Origin of the sequence: Rhizobium sp. B21/90 (genome assembly GCF_019355815.1) — a bacterium.
GTDB lineage: Bacteria > Pseudomonadota > Alphaproteobacteria > Rhizobiales > Rhizobiaceae > Rhizobium > Rhizobium rhododendri.
This window is the reverse complement of the sequence record NZ_CP072162.1, coordinates 255,007-271,480: the sequence shown is the minus strand read 5'-3', so window position 1 is coordinate 271,480 and position 16,474 is coordinate 255,007. Positions and strand designations below refer to the sequence as shown.

General features: G+C 62.2%; 10 protein-coding genes. 4 read left to right on the top strand and 6 right to left on the bottom strand.

Features of this window, described 5'->3' with window-relative positions:
• The 4 genes from trpB to J5278_RS01235 are packed head-to-tail and all read left to right on the top strand — an operon-like array spanning position 1 to position 4,403.
• Positions 1-1,221: a tryptophan synthase subunit beta gene (gene trpB / locus J5278_RS01250; protein WP_142828685.1), complete on the top strand. Its 1,221-nt coding sequence runs from the start codon at positions 1-3 to the stop codon at positions 1,219-1,221.
• 1 nt (position 1,222) lies between these two features.
• Positions 1,223-2,062 (top strand): tryptophan synthase subunit alpha, encoded by an 840-nt coding sequence (gene trpA / locus J5278_RS01245; RefSeq protein ID WP_142828683.1) that lies wholly within the window; start codon positions 1,223-1,225, stop codon positions 2,060-2,062.
• A 48-nt stretch (positions 2,063-2,110) separates the two neighbouring features.
• Entirely contained in the window at positions 2,111-3,019 is a 909-nt protein-coding gene (gene accD / locus J5278_RS01240) for an acetyl-CoA carboxylase, carboxyltransferase subunit beta (RefSeq protein ID WP_142828681.1), read from the top strand.
• A 31-nt stretch (positions 3,020-3,050) separates the two neighbouring features.
• Positions 3,051-4,403: a folylpolyglutamate synthase/dihydrofolate synthase family protein gene (locus J5278_RS01235; protein WP_142828679.1), complete on the top strand. Its 1,353-nt coding sequence runs from the start codon at positions 3,051-3,053 to the stop codon at positions 4,401-4,403.
• A gap of 51 nt (positions 4,404-4,454) precedes the next feature.
• Here the strand turns inward: J5278_RS01235 and trxA are convergent, their stop codons facing one another.
• The 6 genes from trxA to J5278_RS01205 form a co-directional block, all read right to left on the bottom strand.
• The gene (gene trxA / locus J5278_RS01230; RefSeq protein WP_111222142.1) at positions 4,455-4,775 is read right to left on the bottom strand and encodes a thioredoxin; all 321 of its coding nucleotides are present in this window, start codon (positions 4,773-4,775) and stop codon (positions 4,455-4,457) included.
• Positions 4,776-4,850: 75 nt separating this feature from the next.
• Positions 4,851-8,402 (bottom strand): double-strand break repair helicase AddA, encoded by a 3,552-nt coding sequence (gene addA / locus J5278_RS01225; RefSeq protein ID WP_209185442.1) that lies wholly within the window; start codon positions 8,400-8,402, stop codon positions 4,851-4,853.
• Positions 8,395-11,592, bottom strand: a complete 3,198-nt coding sequence (addB, locus tag J5278_RS01220) for a double-strand break repair protein AddB (protein WP_209185443.1) — start codon at positions 11,590-11,592, stop codon at positions 8,395-8,397. The genes addA and addB overlap by 8 nt, the downstream gene beginning before the upstream one ends.
• On the bottom strand, positions 11,589-12,326 hold the full coding sequence (locus tag J5278_RS01215; protein WP_209185444.1) for a nucleotidyltransferase family protein: 738 nt from the start codon (positions 12,324-12,326) through the stop codon (positions 11,589-11,591). The genes addB and J5278_RS01215 overlap by 4 nt, the downstream gene beginning before the upstream one ends.
• 12 nt (positions 12,327-12,338) lie before the next feature.
• On the bottom strand, positions 12,339-13,847 hold the full coding sequence (tsaE, locus tag J5278_RS01210) for a tRNA (adenosine(37)-N6)-threonylcarbamoyltransferase complex ATPase subunit type 1 TsaE (RefSeq protein WP_247749241.1): 1,509 nt from the start codon (positions 13,845-13,847) through the stop codon (positions 12,339-12,341).
• A gap of 5 nt (positions 13,848-13,852) precedes the next feature.
• Entirely contained in the window at positions 13,853-16,435 is a 2,583-nt protein-coding gene (locus J5278_RS01205) for a PAS domain-containing sensor histidine kinase (RefSeq protein WP_209185486.1), read from the bottom strand.
• Positions 16,436-16,474: the final 39 nt, after the last annotated feature.

The following is a 16,474-nucleotide window of genomic DNA, read 5'->3' as shown; positions in this document are numbered from 1 at the left end:
GTGAACGAGACGCCAAACGTAAATTCCTTCCGCGCCGGGCCAGACGAAGATGGCCGCTTCGGTATCTTCGGTGGACGATTCGTCGCAGAGACGCTGATGCCGCTGATCCTCGCCCTGCAGGCCGAGTGGGAAAATGCCAAGACCGATCCGACCTTCAAGGCCGAGCTCGATTATCTCAACACCCACTATATCGGTCGCCCAAGCCCGTTGTATTTCGCCGAGCGGCTCACAGCCGAGCTTGGCGGCGCGAAGATCTATTTCAAGCGCGACGAACTCAACCACACCGGATCGCACAAGATCAACAATTGCATCGGGCAGATCCTGCTCGCCAAGCGCATGGGCAAGACCCGCATCATCGCAGAAACCGGCGCCGGCCAGCATGGCGTGGCTTCGGCTACCGTTGCTGCTCGCTTCGGGTTGCCCTGCGTTGTCTACATGGGCGCAACCGATGTCGAGCGCCAGGCGCCGAACGTGTTCCGTATGAAGCTGCTCGGTGCCGAGGTCGTTCCCGTCACATCCGGCCACGGTACCCTGAAAGATGCCATGAACGAGGCGCTGCGCGACTGGGTCACCAACGTCGACGACACCTACTATATGATTGGAACTGCGGCCGGACCGCACCCCTATCCGGAAATGGTTCGCGATTTCCAGTCTGTGATGGGCCGCGAAGCCAAGGAACAGATGATGGCCGCAGAAGGCCGCCTGCCGGACATGCTGGTGGCAGCAGTCGGCGGTGGCTCCAATGCGATCGGCCTGTTCCATCCGTTCCTCGATGACAAGAGCGTCCAGATCGTCGGCGTCGAAGCCGGCGGCAAGGGCCTGGAGGGCGAGGAGCACTGTGCGTCGTTGACGGTCGGTTCCCCGGGCGTGCTGCATGGCAACCGCACCTACCTGCTGCAGGACAGGGACGGGCAAATAAAGGAAGGCCACTCGATCTCCGCCGGCCTTGACTATCCCGGCATCGGCCCGGAGCATTCATGGCTGAAGGATATGGGCCGCGTCGAATACGTGCCGATCATGGACACCGAGGCTCTGGCAGCCTTCCAGATGCTGACTCGCCTCGAAGGTATCATCCCGGCACTCGAGCCTGCCCATGCGCTGGCCGAAGTCATCAAGCGTGCGCCGAAGATGGATAAGGACCAGATCATCGTGATGAACCTCTGTGGCCGAGGCGACAAGGATATCTTCACCGTTGGCAAAATTCTCGGCGTGGAGCTCTGACATGACCGCACGGATGGACAAACGCTTCGCCGACCTGAAGACCGAGGGTCGCCCGGCGCTGGTTACCTATTTCATGGCTGGCGACCCAGATTACGAAACGTCGCTCGGCATCATGAGGGCGCTGCCGGAAGCAGGCTCCGACATCATCGAGCTCGGCATGCCTTTCTCGGACCCGATGGCCGATGGTCCGGCAATCCAGATGGCCGGTCAGCGGGCGCTGAAGGCAGGCCAGACGCTGAAGAAGACGCTGCAGCTTGCCGCCGATTTCCGTAAATCCGATGACGCCACGCCGATCGTACTGATGGGCTACTACAACCCGATCTATATTTACGGCGTCGAGAAATTTCTCGATGACGCGCTGGCATCCGGCATCGACGGCCTGATCGTCGTCGACCTACCGCCGGAAATGGATGACGAGCTCTGCATCCCGGCTATCCGCAAGGGCGTTAATTTCATCCGTCTGGCAACACCGACGACGGACGACAAGCGCCTGCCGATGGTGCTTCGCAATACTTCGGGCTTCGTCTACTACGTATCCATGAACGGCATCACCGGCTCGGCTATGGCCGATCCGTCACTTGTCTCGGCTGCCGTCCGCCGTATCAAGAGCCATACCGACCTGCCTGTTTGCGTCGGCTTCGGCGTCAAGACGGCCGAGCATGCGCGGGTCATCGGTGCGGCTGCCGATGGCGTCGTCGTCGGCACTGCGATCGTCAATCAGGTTGCGAATTCGCTGACCGCGGATGGCAAGGCGACTGCCGATACCGTGCAGGCGGTGGCAACCCTTGTTCGTGGTCTTTCAACCGGAACCCGCTCGGCGCGCCTTGTTGCCGCCGAATAGTTCCCCCACATTGGCCTTGGTCAATTCAGTCATTCAGGAGATCTCGATTTGAACTGGATCACGAATTACGTTCGCCCGCGGATCAATTCCATGCTGGGCCGTCGCGATGATATCGCCGAAAATCTCTGGATCAAATGCCCGGAAACCGGAGAAATGGTCTTCCACAAGGATCTGGAAGACAACAAGTGGGTCATTCCTGCTTCCGGCTTCCACATGAAGATGCCGGCAAAGGCCCGCCTGATCGATCTGTTCGACAATGGCGAGTACGAGGCCCTGGTGCAGCCGAAGGTCGCCCAGGATCCGCTGAAGTTCCGTGATTCGAAGAAATACAGCGACCGTCTGAAAGACAGCCGCGTCAAGACCGAGCAGGAAGACACGATTCTCGCCGGGGTCGGCAAGCTGCAGGGACTGAAGATCGTTGCCGTCGTGCACGAGTTCAACTTCATGGGCGGATCGCTCGGTCTCGCTGCCGGCGAGGCGATCGTCAAGGCATTCGAGCGCGCTATTGCCGAGAAATGCCCGCTGGTGATGTTCCCGGCTTCGGGTGGTGCCCGCATGCAGGAAGGCATCCTATCGCTGATGCAGCTGCCGCGCACGACGGTCGCAGTCGACCTCCTCAAGGAAGCAGGCCAGCCCTATATCGTCGTATTGACCAATCCGACGACCGGCGGCGTCACTGCCTCTTATGCGATGCTGGGAGACATTCACCTGGCCGAACCCGGTGCCGAAATCTGCTTCGCCGGCAAGCGCGTCATCGAACAGACGATCCGCGAAAAGCTGCCGGAAGGCTTTCAGACGTCGGAATATCTGCTCGAACACGGCATGGTCGACATGGTCATTAAGCGTCATGATATCCCGGATATGCTGGCACGACTGTTGAAGATCCTGACCAAGCAGCCGGCGACCGCCTCGCTTGAACCGAGCGAGATCGTGCTGCCGATGGCTGTCGGCGCCTGAGTCGACGAAGACCGAAAAGCGGAGGTGCGGAATGGGCTCCATAGATCACTCCACCAAGAGCCAGGCCGAACAGGTGATCGACGAGCTCCTGGGCCTGCACCCCAAGGGCTTCGACCTTTCGCTCGACCGCATCACGCGGCTGCTTGAGCTTCTCGGCAACCCGCAGACCAAACTGCCGCCGGTGATCCATGTCGCCGGCACCAACGGCAAGGGCTCCGTTACAGCGTTCTGCCGGGCGCTGCTCGAAGCGGGCGGCAAAAGCGTTCATGTCCATACGTCACCGCATCTGGTAAACTGGCATGAACGCTATCGCATCGGCGTCAAGGGCGGTCGAGGACAGCTCGTCGACGACGCCGTCTTTGCCGATGCACTGCGCCGCGTCGCTGATGCCAATGCCGGCCAGAAGATCACCGTCTTTGAAATCCTGACCGCAGTCACCTTCCTGCTGTTCTCGGAACAGCCCGCCGATGCGGCGATCATCGAGGTCGGTCTCGGAGGCCGCTTCGATGCGACCAACGTTATCTCCGACCCCGCCGTGTCCGTCATCATGCCGATCTCGCTGGATCATCAGCCTTATCTCGGCGACCGCGTCGAGTTGATTGCCGCTGAGAAGGCGGGGATCATGAAGCGCGGGCTTCCGGTCGTCATCGGCCACCAGCAATATGATGCTGCGCTAGAGGTCTTGACGACGACGGCCGAGAGGCTGCATTGCCCGACGGCAGTATTCGGCCAGGACTTTTCGGCCCATGAGGAATACGGACGGCTGGTCTACCAGGACGAGTTCGGCCTTGCCGATTTATCGCTGCCACGTCTGCCGGGACGCCACCAGCACGCTAACGCTGCTGCCGCCATCCGTGCCGTCAAGGCCGCCGGCTTCATCGTCACTGACGCCATGATGGAAAAGGCGATGACTACGGTCGAATGGCCCGGCCGACTGCAGCGCCTGACTGAAGGCAAGCTCTTCACTCGCGCGCCGAAGGGTGCCGAAATCTGGGTGGACGGAGGGCATAATCCGGGTGCTGGCGAGGTGATTGCCGAGGCGATGGCCGGCTTCGAGGAGCGTCAGGCCCGACCGCTGTTCCTGATCACAGGCATGATCAACACCAAGGATCCGATAGGTTACTTCAAGGCGTTTGCGGGTTTGGCGGAGAAAGTGTTCTGCGTGCCGATCGCCCATAGCGATGCGATGATCGATCCCGTCGTTCTCAGCCATGCGGCCTATGATGCCGGACTGGTCGCCGAGCCGATGTCGTCGGTCGGCGATGCGCTCGACGCAATCATGCGTGCTATGTCCCCGGATACCCTGCCCCCTCGCATCCTGATGGGCGGCTCGCTCTATTTGGTTGGCGAGGTATTGGCCGAAAACGGAACTCCACCGCAATAAAAAAACCCGGACAATGCCGGGCTTTCAACTCTGGTCGCTCTGGCGACGCAATCAGGCGGCGTTGGAAATCCAGCTTGCCAGCGCAGACTTCGGTGCAGCACCAACCTTGATATCGGCAACTTCACCAGCCTTGAAGAGGGCGAGCGTCGGGATCGAGCGGACGCCAAACTTGGCGGCGAGTTCGGGATTTTCATCGATGTTAAGCTTGGCCACCTTGACCTTGCCGGCCATCTCAACGGAAATCTCTTCGAGGCTCGGAGCAATCATCTTGCACGGGCCACACCATTCAGCCCAGAAATCAACCACGACTGGTTCTGCAGAATCTAGAACTTCCGCTTGGAAGTTCGAGTTATCGACTTTCACGGTAGCCATAAAAATGCTCCTTCACCGGAATTAACTGTTGAACCACATGTGATGTTGCGGTGCCGAATTTCAAGCTTTGGTATTTCACTTTGTCATGAGTTCGGCAAGCGCCGATCTGAGAGCTGCCTCCGACAGCGTGTGGACAGTCGCGTTCTCGGAGTAGACCAGCACGCAATCGATGCGCTTGCCCGGATAGAGCGGCGCCAGGATCTCGCGGTATATCGCCAGCTGAGCCTTGTGCGCGAAGGGTATGGCTTCGGCTGTAGCCGGCGGCACGCGATTGGTCTTGTAGTCGAGGATCACCACGCGATCGTCCAGCACCGCCAGCCGGTCGATACGGCCGGAGACCGCATAGGTCTGACGGTCGAGTGCAAGCGTCCCCATAATGGAAACTTCGGCTTGTGCGTGGCTACTGAAAACCCCCAGCAGGTCCTTGTGCGCCATCAGCGCCAAAACTGAGGCGACCAGCGCCTGGCGCTCCGTTGCCGGCCAGAAGCGCGTCGTCCGTTCGGCGTAGCGCGCGGCGGCCTCAGCGCGTTCGGCTGGAGGCAGATCCGGCAGCATCTGCACCATACGGTGGACCAGTCGGCCCTTTTCCAGCGCACGATCGGATGCACCCTTGTCGCCGAACAGCGGGGAAGCGACCGCCAGATTCCCGGCTTCGTCATCGATGATGGTGCCTGCTCCCGACGGGCTCAGCGGACGCGGGAGATGGCGGGGGGACGGAAGCGGTTGCAGCAGGGCAGGCGGCAGCGCCGTTTTGTCCCTTCGTGCCTCCGTCGACACTGCGGTTTCGAGATCTTTTGCCATTCCCCCGACGCGCCAGCGCAGGCCGGTCCAATCGCCGTCAGGTCCGGTGAAAGTGGCCTCAGTACAACGCTCGGGATGTTGTGCGAGGGTGGTCGCGATCATGCTGTGCCAGATGTCGGGGTTCTGTCGCACGCCGCGATAGCCGCAGACGATCAGTCTGTCAGCGGCCCGCGTCATGCCGACATAGAGCAGCCGGCGATATTCCTCCTCTGCCTGGCCCTGGATACGGCTGGCATTGGCCTGGGTCAGCGTGTTGCCGAGCGAACTCAGCGGCAGCCAGGCCGGCATCGGCACTTCTTCGCCGCGCCCCTCCAGCAGCCGCAGCTTCGGCAGATGGCTGGAAGTGAAGGATTTCGAGCCGCCATCGACGAGAAAGACAATCGGCGCCTCCAGCCCCTTGGCGGCATGCACCGTCATGATCCGCACCTCGTTGCGGCCCTTGTCCTGTTCGCGCTTGACGACCGGTGCTTCCAGTTCCAGCGTCGAGACGAAGGATTGCAGGCCGGGCAGCCCGGATGTCTCATGGTCGAGCGCGAATGTCAGGAACTCGTCGAGGATATCGCTGACTTCGCTGCCAAGCCGAGCCAGGAACTGACGCCGACCGCCATGGCTGCCGAGAATTCGCGCAAAGAGATCGTGGACCGAGTAGGTCTTCGACAGTGCCATGAAGAGTTTCAGTCGCTCGACTGCATCGGCAAAGGTATCGTTGCCGTCGGCTGCAAAGGCTTGGAGATGCTGCCAGACGCTGGTGCCATCGCCGCGCAGCGCCGCCACCATGAACACGTCGTCCTCGGAGAGGTCGAAAAGCGGGCTTTTCAGCACCGCCGCCAGCGACAGGTCGTCCTCCGGCAATAGCAGGAAGCGGCCGAGCGCCAGCAGATCCTGGATGGCGATATGGCTGGTCAGCACCAGGCGGTCGGCGCCGGCGACGGCAATGTTGCCACGTTTCTTCAGCGCACGGGTGAGGGCATTGACGAAAGCATCGCGCTTGCGCACCAGCACGAGGATATCACCCGCCTCTATCAGCCGCGTCTTACCCTTGTCGATAATGCTCTCGCGGCCGACCAGTGTATCCATCACATGAGCCATACGCCGCGCGAGAACTGCGGCCGGCGCGCTTTCAGGCGTCGAATCGAAGGGCGCCGTCCAATCCTCTTCCTTGGCGGCAGGCTCCGGCGCGATCATGTGCCAAAGGTCCACTTCCCCCGGATGACCGATACGACTGGAGCGATGGACGACGGCCTCATCGGTGGCGCTGAGGCCCCTGGCATTGTCCGGCGTCGAAAAAACGTGATCGACGGCTGATAGCACGTCAGATGTCGAGCGGAACGACAGCGGCAGCCGCACCGGCGAAAACGCCTGGCCACTGGCAAGCACGCGACGCCGCGTACGGTCGCTCTCCTCGGAGAAACGCTCCGGTCGCGCGCCCTGGAAGGAATAGATCGACTGCTTCTCGTCTCCGACCGCAAACAGCGTCCGCAGCGTCGGCCGGGCGCTGGCGCCGGAGAAAAAATCTTCCGCCAGAGACTGGATGACACTCCACTGGATCGGGCTGGTATCCTGCGCCTCGTCGACGAGAATATGGTCGATGCCCTGGTCGAGCTTGTAGTGGATCCACGGGCCGACACCGCTGCGCATCAAAAGATCGGCCGTTTGGGTGATCAGGTCCTCGAAATCGAGCTGGCTGCGCTGTTTCTTGAGTTCGGCATAATCGGCGTTCAGCCGGTCGGCAAGCGTCAGCGCGGCGCGTGTAGCGCGGTACATCTGCATGCGTTTCAGCCTGTCCCGGCAGTCCACGACATGGGCGCGCGCCGTCACGATGGCATCCGTCAGCTCCGGCGCCTCGGCCAGCATTGCCTTGACAACGAACTGGCCATCGGATTTTGGCTCGCCCTTGGCGGTCAGCATGACCTTTTCAAGGATTTCCACACGCTCGTTGGGATCTAGCGCGCGCATGACCAGCCTCAGGCCGTAGGCGATCTCCTGGGCCTTGCTCCCACCCTTGCTGTCCGCGAGCTCAAGATAGCGGTCCAGCATCGCACCTGACAGTCCCCTCAGCGGCCAGAACTGCTGTGCGATGTCGGCTTCCGTCTCGGTCGCCGACAGCCCCAGCCGCTGGCGCATCACCTTATCGAGGCCGCCGCGCTGTTCCGCATCGAGCGCGAAGCGACGGATGGCGTTACGGTGGGCAATGATCTCGCCCAGCAGCGTCTCGAGACCGGCTTCGTCCCCGAGATCGAGCACATGAGCAAAGGCCTCCGCCAGAGCAGCATCGTCTTCAGGCGTCGTTGCGGTTAGCAAGGAGCGTCGGGCGTCCGCCAGTAGCGTCGTCGCAGCGCGGTCGTCGAGCACCGAAAAATGACCGGCGACATTGGCTTCGAGCGGAAACTGGTGCAGTAGCGCCTCGCAGAAGGCATGGATAGTCTGGATCTTCAGCCCGCCCGGCGTTTCCAAGGCCTTTGCAAAAAGCCGCCGCCCCTCTGCCAGCTTGAAGACGTCCGGCACAGCACCCTCGACATCGGTAATGCGCTTGATCAGTGCTTCGTCCGGCAGTGTTGCCCATTCGGCAAGCCGGTCGAAGACGCGGTTCGACATCTCAGATGCTGCTGCCTTGGTGTATGTCAGGCACAGGATCGCCGAAGGCCGCGCGCCGGCCAGCAGCAGCCGGATCACGCGCTGCGTCAGGACATGCGTCTTGCCGGAGCCGGCATTGGCCGAGACCCACGCAGACCGGGTCGGATCGGAAGCCAGCGATTGCTGGACGGTCGTCCAGCCGATCCAGCTGCCGGCATCGTCGCCTTCCGGAAGCTCTGCGAGTTCACTCATCGTCTGCAGCCTCTTCCGCTTCGGCTGTCGACCATTCCGACACCCGCGCCAGATGGTCGTAATCGCCGCCGAATTCCTGCTGCTGGGCCGGGATCAGCCGCGAGGCGAAACCTTTTTCGCCGGATCGCAGCAGCAAAACGAACTGGCTGAGCTGTTCGATCGATTCGTGGCCGAGATCGAGCGCCGATTTCGGCTGTGTCCGGGCGCTGGCCTTGGCGAGCTCGTTGTTGACCTGATCCTCCCTGAATCGATCGCCCGGCCGTAGGCGCACGTAAAGCAGGTTTTCCGGCGTCAAAGTCCCGACATCGCGAAAGGCACCGGCCTGCAGCGCGTAGGCCTCGAGTGCCAGCTGCGGATCGAGCAGCGCCCGGGCCTGCTGCGGCGTAGGATTGAAGCCGGTCTTGTAGTCGATGATATCGGCCGCCTTGCCGCCCTTCAGGTCGATCCGGTCGGCAACGCCGGTCAGCCGGATGCCGGCGGCTTCGAGATCGACGGCGGCGCGGACTTCGGTAAATGTCTGGCGGATCTGCGGCTGCCGGGCCTTTTCCCAGTTGAGAAAGGCACGTGCGACCTCGCGAAAGCGCGGGCGCCAGACTGCATCGATATGCGGCGGCAACTGCTCGGCGTCGAACAGCTCCGTCAGGATGCGCTCCATTGCCTTCAAGGCATCCGGCGCCGTTGCCAGATGGCCCTCGCGGGTGAAGCGATCGACAATCCGGTGATAGAGCGTGCCGCGCTCGGCAGCGCCGGGGTCGCTGTTGAAAGGATTGACCGGGTCGAGCCGGAGGACGCGGCGGGCATAGATCGCGTAGGGATCGCGCCTCAGGCGTCCGACCTCGCTGAACGAATAGCTTTTCGGCTGCATCGCTGCCGGTGGCTTGGGCGAGGGGCGCTGGGCGGGTGCCTGGCGGTCGCCGGCATCGATCAGTGCTGCCCAGTCGCGAAAACAGTCGCCGCGCACCTTCAGCTCTTCTGCAAATTCCTTGCCGCCCAGCGCCATCAGCCTCTGCAGCCAACGCGAGGCGACTGTGGGCGTAGAGCCCTGGCGCAACGCTCTAGAATAGATGAGGTCCGCCGTGCCGTTTGCCATCTCGAAGTCATGGGCCAGCTGGCCGATGCGTCGCTCCGGCGGCTCCAGGCCGATCTCCGTCTTCATCATCCGCGACACGAATGGATTGTTGGCCGTCTGTCCGGGCCACGAGCCCTCGTTCAGGCCGCCGAGGATGAGGGTGTCGACGCTCTGCAAGCGGGCTTCCAGCGTGCCGAAGATGAACAGCCTGGGATGGCTGAGCGCCCGGGGCTTGACGGCCTGGCCGGCGGAAAGCGCCATCATGATGTCGATCCACTGCGGGCCGTCGGCTTCCATCTGGCCATCGGTCGCCATCACTTCGCGCAGCACGGTCGCCAGCGCATCGCCCGCTTCGGAAGACCAGAGCGCCGCAAGGTCGCCCTTCTCGTCGGCAACCACCGCTTCCAGAGCTCGCCCGGTGCGTTCGGCCCATTCCGACAATGTGAAGCTGGTCGTCAGCCGCCGATCCTCAGGACGGCGTCGGAGCAGGGCGCCAGCCAGCGGTTCGGTCGCGAGCCGCACACGATTGGCAAGTAAGGCCGCAATGTCAGCCGCTTCCGGCGGCAGGCTGTCGCGCCATCTCGGCGCATGGCGATCGTTCTCCTGGTCCGCCAATCGCTGTTCCAGAAGAGGCTCCAGCGTATTGATGTCGACCTCGCCGACGCCTCCGCGCAGGGCCAGCAACTCCAGCGCGTCGACGGCATGATCCAGCACGGATCGTTCCAGCCCGAAGCTCGCAAGGGGGTGTTTGAGCAGGCTGACGATGGCAACGGGGTCGCCGGGCCTGAGCGTTGCCTCGAGCAGCAGCGTCAACAGGCTGCCTTGCGGGGTGGAGGACAGGGGCGTGCCTGCCGAATCATCGGCAACGATGCCGAAGCGGGCAAGTTCAGCCGTCACGCGACGCGCCAAGTTCCGGTCGGGCGTAATCAGCGCCGCCTGGCTTTCATTGCCGTTACGGCCAGGCTTTTCCAGCGCCAGCCGCAGGGCAACCGCGATGGCCGTCGCCTCTTCGCGCTCGTTCGCAGCCTCGATCAGCGAGACATCGGCGAACGCCGCGCGAAACGCGCCGGGCGGCAGCGTCTTTTGCCAATCTCCCCAACCGCTCGTAGCCTTGGCTGGCGCCAGCGCACGGGACAGGATTTCGGCACGCCGCTGCAGATCGACCGGCGCCGTCTCTATGGTATCGACCTCGGCCCGCTCCGTTTTCAGTTGCCGCAACAGGTGCGCAAGGCCGTACTGTGGATGGCTGCGGCTGGCCGGATCGACCCGATCGGCAATGCCGGCAATCGGCGCGACCATGGCCCAGTCCTCATCGGACATCGTCTGGTCGAGACCCGGCAATACGATGACGCCTTGCGGCAGGGCAGCGACGGCGGCTATCAGCTCGGCGGTGGCCGGCACGGAACCGGTCGAACCGGCGATGATGATCGGCCCTGTGGGCTGCGCGGTCGCCAGTCGTTTGGCCTCGGCGCGCAGGATGGCATTGCGATGCCGGGCTGGCGAGGACCGGCCAAGTTCGTCCAGGCGGGCCGGCCAGAAGGCGCTGGCGATCTGCAGAAATTCGGCTGTCAATTGCCACCAGAGAGCATGATCCTGGGCATCCAGCGTCGCGAGATCAGCCCAGTCGCGGTCTTCCGTCTCGATCGAATCGATCAGTTCGGCAAGATTGCGCGCAAGCCAGATCGCATCGGCCGGGCTGGCAGGCGCCACGAGCGGTGAATCGGAGTGGATGTCACGGACGATCTGCGGCAGCTTGTTGCGCCAAGCGAGGATCAAGCGGGCCAACTCCAACAGCCGGGCGGTGTTCGAGAGTGGCTGCAGCAGGTCGGCGGTAGCTGGCAAGTCCTCGTCGAAATAGCCGCTATCTTCATCGGTTTCGCCAAGGGGCCGGATAACGGGGAGGATCGCCGATTGGCCGCCGAGCAGATCGACAAAAGCGGAGCGCAGCACGCGGGCTGCACGGCGTGTCGGCAAATAGATCGTTACCTTGGCAAGGGACAGCGGATCGGCAGGATCGTGGCGAAAGTGTTCGGTCAGCCGCCCGTCGCACAGCGCTGCTGCAAGCGTCGCAAGGAAGGGCAGTCCCGCCGGTATCGTCAGGATGCGCTGCCGGTGCTTCATGATAGCTCGCTTGTGCCGATGCGACGGAGCGTCTCTTCCGCAGCTTCTATTGCATCCGGCGTCCCGACCGTCAGCCATTCGCCCTCAAGTATCACGCCGTAAAGCCTGCCGCTCGCTATGGCCCGGTCGAAATAGAGGTTGAGGTTGAAGGCTTCGTCCGGCGCGTCGTCGAACAGTGCAGGATGCAAGGCAATTGCGCCGGCATAAACCACGGGATTGGGCATTCCCTCGCGGTAGCGCGTCAGGCAACCATCGGCAGCCATAGAGAAATCCTTCTTGCCGTCATGGCCGGTCGTCTTTTCCAGCGGGACGCAAAGCAAGGCCATGTCCATGGTGCCCGCATCGAAGAAGTCCGCCAATCGCTCGAGGTTCGTTGGCGCCCCAGGCGTTTCGCCGATCCAGAAAAGGTCGGCGTTCATGACCAGAACCGGGTCGCGGCCGAGCAGCTTCAGGCCTTTGGCAAGACCACCGCCGGAGTTCATCAGGCCTCCGGTCTCGTCGGATACCACGATCTCCAGTCCCTCACGAGCTTGGAGATAAGCTCGCATCTGATCAGGATGATGATGAATATTGATTGCGACCCTGTCGACCCCTGCGGCGACCAGAAGGTCGAGCACATAGTCGAGCATCGGCTTGCCACCAATCTTCACCAGCGGCTTCGGGGTGTGGTCGGTAATCGGGCGCATGCGGGTTCCAAGCCCCGCTGCGAGCACCATGGCCTGTTTAATGGTCATCTGATCCGGTATTTATGATTCGCCTGCGCCTATACCAGCCCTTGCGCACCAATCGCGCAAGGGGGCAAGCGTTTCGTGCTCAAATGCACCCTGCAGGTAGGTGAGGGTACGCGGCATATGCTGGAGATAGCCCGGCTTTCCATCCCGCTGCTTCAACCTGACCCACAGTCCGGCCAGCTTGCAGTTGCGCTGCGCCGACATGATAGCCCAGCTTTTCAGGAACAACGGCTCGTCGAAGCCTGGCTGGGCGCGACGGAGCGCCAGGTAGTCACCCATCAGTTGCTCGAACAGCGGCCGCTCGATGGTGACGCGGGCGTCCTGTACGAGAGATGCCAGGTCATAAGCCGTCGGCCCGATCATTGCGTCCTGGAAGTCGATCAGGCCGATGCGGCGAATACCGACGTCCTCGCCACGCCAGATGATGTTCGGGGAATGCAGGTCGCGCAGCAGCAGGCTCTTTTCCGAGGCGGCGAGCTGGTCGATGAGATCGTCCCAGATTGCCAGATATTCTGCGCGTTCCGTGGTGCTGGCAGCTTCGCCGCGTTTCCAGGGCAGGTACCAGTCGAGCAGCAGGCGGGCTTCCATGCCCATCGCCGTACGGTCGAAATCCGGAATATGGTGGACATGATCTGAAGTCACCACGATATCGCGAGGCAGGGTTAGCCCGTGCAACTGTGCCAGGCAGGCGATGCCGGCTTGATATCGCTCCGGGATGGGTCTTCCGTGCGTGTCGAGAATACCATCGGTGCCGAGGTCCTCGATCAGCAGAATGCCTTGCTCGTAGTCGACATGATAGATTTCCGGCGTGGCGAAACCGTTGTCCCGCAGCGTGCCCGCGATCGCCACGAAGGGATAAGCGTCTTCGGCAAGGTGCGCGATCTTGGGGTAAGGTTTGCCGTCCAGCACCGGGGGTCCCTCCGGACGGCGTGGCCAGTCCATGAGGATGATGCGCTTGCTTCCGTCGGCAGGGTAGATCGATTCATAAGCGCGCATCGACGCATCGCCTGTCAGGAAGCGACGTTCGGCGCCTGCAAGCCCGCTCTCGTCGAGAAACGAGCGGATATCCAACACGCGCCGGATGCGGGCTGCCTGGCCTGGCGGTGCCGATATAGTCGCGCGGCGCCCTTGGCCTTCGGTCTCGAGACGAAGTGTAATACGACTTGCGGGTAATTCCGTCTCCGCCATTTCAGGCCATTCGACCAGGCAGATACCGGTATCGAGCGCCTCGTCGAAACCCAGTTCCACGAGTTCCGTCGGATCGCCGAGACGATAGAGATCGAAATGCGAAACTGGAATGCGCAGCGCATAGCACTGGACAAGCGTGAACGTCGGGCTAGACACTTCCAGGCCCTCGTCGTCGGCCATCGCCCGCAGGAAGGCGCGTGCCAGCGCCGATTTGCCTGCGCCAAGATCGCCGCTCAGCGCCAGGCAGTCGCCCACCGTAAGCGCGAGCGCCAGATCTTCGCCGAGTTGGCGTGTCGCCGCGTCATCTTGCAGAAAGACCGAGATCGGGGCGTCCATGGACGTCACTCGGCAGCGGCAATCGATTGCGGCACGTCTGCAGACGGAATGCGGCAGCGCACGATGGTTCCCTTGCCGGGCTGGCTGTCGATGGAAACTTGGCCGTTATGCAGGCTGACGAAGCTTTCGACGATCGACAGCCCGAGACCGGCGCCGCTGCGCTTTCCGCCCTTGCCGTTGGACGCGAAGCGTTTGAATACCGTTCCCATTACGTCTTCCGGGATACCCGGGCCTTGATCGGCAACAGAAAACAGGAAGTCGGTGCCGTCACGGTGGCATTTCAGCGAAATGACCGAGCCTTCGGGCGCAAAATTGGCGGCATTGTTGAGAAGCTTCAGCAAAATCTGCTTCAGGCGCTGCTGGTCGGCAACGACGCTGCCAAGTTGTGCTGGGACAATGATTTCCAGCGTTACGCCACTCTCCTGCAGCCTGTCCGCGATTTGCAGCGAGACGTCATCCAAAAGGTCATCGAGCAGGATGTTACTGCAATTGAGCCGCATGATACCAGCATCGACGGTCGCCAGATCGAGAATGTCGTTGACGAGCGTCAGCAGCACCGAAGAAGATGTGGCGATATGGTCGATATACTCGGCCTGCCGCTCGCTGAGCGGTCCGATACCGGGCGTCTTCAGGAGGTCGGTAAATCCGATGATGTTGGTCAGCGGCGAGCGCAGTTCGTAGGATACGTGCTGGACGAAATCGTTCTTCAGCTCGTCTGCCTTGCGCAGCGCCTCGTTCTTTTCCGTCAAGGCGCGCTCGGCGCGGACGCTGTCCGTCATATTGACGAAAGTCAGCATCGTCTGGGCATTCGGCAGCGGTGTCACCGCATAATCGAGCACCAGCCCGGAGAATAGCTCGAGCGTCCCTTGCGAAGAAGGTCGCTCGTCGTTGAAGCTGGTGATCTGTTCGGCAAAGGATTTCCAGCCGTCCGGCTTGTCATAGGAGGCGAGGCAGGCATCGGCCACCATGCGGATATGGGTTCCGGGCTTGGCTTCAGTCTCGCTGATGCCCCATAGCGCGCGGAACGCCGGGTTGGACAGCCGCATGCGACCGTCGGGCCCGAACACCGCCACACCTTCCGAAAGGTGGTCGATGGTCTCGCCCTGGACTTTGACGAGCGTATTGTAGCGTGTTTCGAGATCCACCTGCTCGGTGAGGTTTTCGAACACCCAGGTGGCGCCACCCTGGGGATGCGCGGTCGCGAAAACGCGCAGGATCTGGCCGTTCGGCAGATGCCAGAGGTCGGATTGCGTATCCAGCGCCCGGTAGACGGAGAGCACGCTTTCCTTCCAGGTCTTCCAGTTCAGCGGTTCCGGCAGCTTCTTGGCAGCGCGCAGCCGGTCCAGCAGTTCGCTGTTGTCGGGCTTCGATTCCAGGAACGAGATATCGAGTTCCCAGAGCTGCACGAAGGCCTGGTTGTAGAATTGCAGACGACGGTTGCCGTCGAAGATGGCAACGGGTGTCGCGAGATGGTCGAGCGTCTCGGCATGGCTCTTCAGCGTGCGCTGTAGTTCGGCGCGTACAGCCTCTGTCTCCGACACGTCGATTGCCATGCCTGCCGAACCGCTGCGGGCGCGCACGTCGACCACGTCGAAAAACGTACGGTTGCCGCGGACGACAGTCGAAATCTTGTCGTGGAAAGGCGAGTCGGGCGTTGCGGAGGCGCGGATGCGTTCGCGGGCGATGGTGCTCAGGAACTCACGACCCTCGCGGATCGCTTCCTCCGGTGAAACGGCTTCCACGGCTTCGCCATAGGCATGATTGACCCATGTCAGCTTGCCGTCTGGATCACGCTGCCAGACGGGAAGGTCGATGGCATCGAGCAGGTTCTGAAAGGCCGAGATGGACGTCAGCAACCGGTCCCGCTCGATCTTGATTTCAGCCAGTTCGGCACGGAGGTTGTTCAGCGCGACAAATCGCACAAACGCTCGCCCGCCGGAGATCCGGCCCTGCGCTTCGAGAATTTCGTCGCGGTTGGTTTCGACGACCATGTCAAAGCCTTGGCCGCTGCTGCGCAGTTTGTCGATTGCCTTGTCGAGATCGCCGGCCGACCATGATTTCATCCAGCGCCCGAATGCCAGAAACTCGTTGTCTTGCGGCGCGCCGGTCTCGACAGGAAGCTGACCCAGCAGTTCCGGCCGTGTGTTGGGCCCGTCCCAGATGACGATGCGGCGGTTCTTGTCGGCGATCAGCGCCTGGTAGCGGGAGATGCGCTGGTTGGCGTCTGACAAGGCTGTGCGGATCTCGCGGCTTTCCGTCTCGAGGTTGCCACGCTGGCGGACGAGCCACAGCGTCGACAACAGGGCGGCAGAAACGACGCCGATCACTACAGAGAAGGTGACCATTTCCGACGATGTGAACAAGCGGGCGGCGGTCGGCATCTGCGCCTGGGCGAGCGCCGGGCCTGCGAGTGCCGCGATGGCGGTTCCGGAAGCAAGAAAGGAAAGGATGGCGAGGAAGCGCGACGATTTACGCGGCGCGCGCTGGCGATTGCAATCAGCCGCCTGTATTCCGTCTTGCCTTGGCAAGCCTGGACCGCAGGGTCGCGCGTCAGCCTGCTCTGGCAGGCTTTCGTTCATTTCCATCAGCGGTCTGTCTCCGTCCTGTAATGTGCCGTATCTCGACAA